This is a genomic window from Pseudomonas sp. NPDC087614, from assembly GCF_044743485.1.
GTDB lineage: Bacteria > Pseudomonadota > Gammaproteobacteria > Pseudomonadales > Pseudomonadaceae > Aquipseudomonas > Aquipseudomonas baetica_A.
The window spans coordinates 1-2,137 of record NZ_JBIUWN010000175.1 but is presented as its reverse complement, the minus strand read 5'-3'; the positions used below and the strand labels follow the sequence as shown (position 1 = coordinate 2,137).

Sequence of the window (2,137 nt, the reverse complement as noted above, 5' to 3'; positions counted from 1 at the left end):
TTGCACGGTGCATCCGTGTCCCGCCAGTCAGCCCGAACTGTTTGTGGTGCCGGTGCGTTACGCGCTGGCGCACGAAAAGGCTGAACACGCTTGTTGCGTTCCCGGTATTACGCCGCAGAGCCGACCGATGGCAGCACGTCGTTTGCGCGCAGGGTTTGTGTACCTCTGGCAGCATCAGGGGCCGCTCAAGCGTTTTGCTATTTCGCCGCAGGGCTTGTTGCAGGAACAGGCGCTGGACGCGGCGGCCACTCCGGTAGCCGACGCCACACTCACGGGCCTGGCGCTGCAAAAAATCCACGACGCCTGGATGCTTTACAGCGAATTCCCCTTGAACGCCGAGCACTGCCAGTCACTGAGCGAGAGCAGCGCCAAACGCAGCCAGCACATGCGCCACATTGCCCTGCGCACGGTGGCCGATGAGTTACAAGCTCCGCACTGTCCGCCGTTGGACAAGTGCGATGAGGTCTTGGCCGAACTGATCCCCGGCACCTACGCCCGGTCGATGAAAGCCGATCAGCAAAAAAACGCCGAGGACACCGACGCCCTTGGCGCAACGCTGTTAGACGACCCAACTCCATCCAACATCAAAGCCTACACAGACGCCAAGCACCGCATCCGCGAGCGTCACAAGGTTCTCGATCAACATCCTGACGCCAGCGACGAGCCGCCGGGCGAATGGAGCACCGAGTCATGGGACGGGCAGGGCACGCGGGATTGGCTGGAAAACGCCAAAGCGCAAAGAGAGGGATTGTTCGCCGTCTTCGCCTGTCTGGACGATGACTTGGGTGTGTTGCGCGACATCAACCACGAACAGGAATGGCTGGAAGCCGGCCACGAAAAATGGTTGGGCGAAAACAATCTGCGCCTGAGCATCGGCGGCTTTGTGCGCAGCTTGATCAGCGAGGATGGCGCCGAACTGGCCGGTAATCTCAGTTATCGCTACAAGGATCGCGACATCAGCCTCACGCCCGAGCAGGGCCAGATCATGCTCGACACCCAGGATCGCCTGCATGAAGAACTCAGGGTTGAAACCCGGGATCGTCAATACGGCGGTCGGCCGACCCAGGCCGAAGCGGCCACTCGTGATGCGCGTATCGCAGCCATCGTCGGCCCGGTGCGGGCGTTTATTCCGGCCGACTTGTACTACGAAGCGGAGGAAGTGGTCCGGCAATATCGCGCGGAGAAACAAGCCAATCTCAACAATCATGCGTTCAGCGCCAAGGTCGGCAAGTACATCGACCTCGATGCCATGGACACATGGTTCACCGACACCGCCGCCGGCCACTTCCAACAACTCGAACAACGCCACACTGCGTTGTTCGCCGACCGTGGCGTGTACCTGAAACGCTCGGCCAGCGGCACCTGGTTTGTCGATTACGACGACCTCGAAACCCGCCAATGGCTGACTGAGCTCGCCAGCGGTTGCCTGACCGCCCAATGCATCCGCGCCCAAGGCGCCGAGCAATACGCCGACTACGTGCGCGCCGCCGACGGTGGCGCACTCCGGCAACTGTTCAACGCCTGGACACCGTCGCTTGAGGCGGCAGTCAACAACGCCTCGCGCCTTGGCGAGTTGATGGCCGCCCTGTCCGCCGACAACATCAGCGCCACCCATCAGGCCCTGGCGCCGTTGAGTGTGGTGGTGCTGGATGACATCGCGACCATGGCCCGCGAGGCCGACAGTCAATGGAATGTGCTGGTCAATCGGCTGGGTGCAGCGTTGTTGTTGCTCAAGGGTGACAAGGGTTTCAGCGCGTCGTGGATGAGCATTTTTATTGCCGCGAGGTTGGGCGGGGAAAGCCGTTTGCAGTTCGTGACCGAGGGCGCGCGGCAAGTGTGGAAGTTGTTCGGGCAACGGGCCGAGGCGTTGGGTGAATGGGTGAACAAGACGGGGAAAGCCATTGGGGTTGGGCGGGTGGAGCGGATTGTGAATTCGCCCGTGGTGGTCAACAGCGGGGGAGTGGTGCCGTTGGCGGCGTTGTTGGTGAACGTGGTGAATGTGCAGAATTATTTGAGCGAGGCCGGGGTGCTGGAGGGAATGGATGCCCGGCGAGTGAATGACACGGTGTCGGCGAGTTTGTATGGGGCGGCGGCGTTGGTGGCGGTGGTGGATAGTCAGGTGCGGATGGGGTTGGGG

At 61.7% G+C, this 2,137-nt stretch carries 1 protein-coding gene; it reads left to right on the top strand.

All coding sequences use genetic code 11. From position 1 onward, the window contains the following. The coding region (locus ACIOWA_RS27880; RefSeq protein ID WP_401162920.1) for a toxin VasX at positions 1–2,137 on the top strand (2,137 nt) is incomplete at both ends.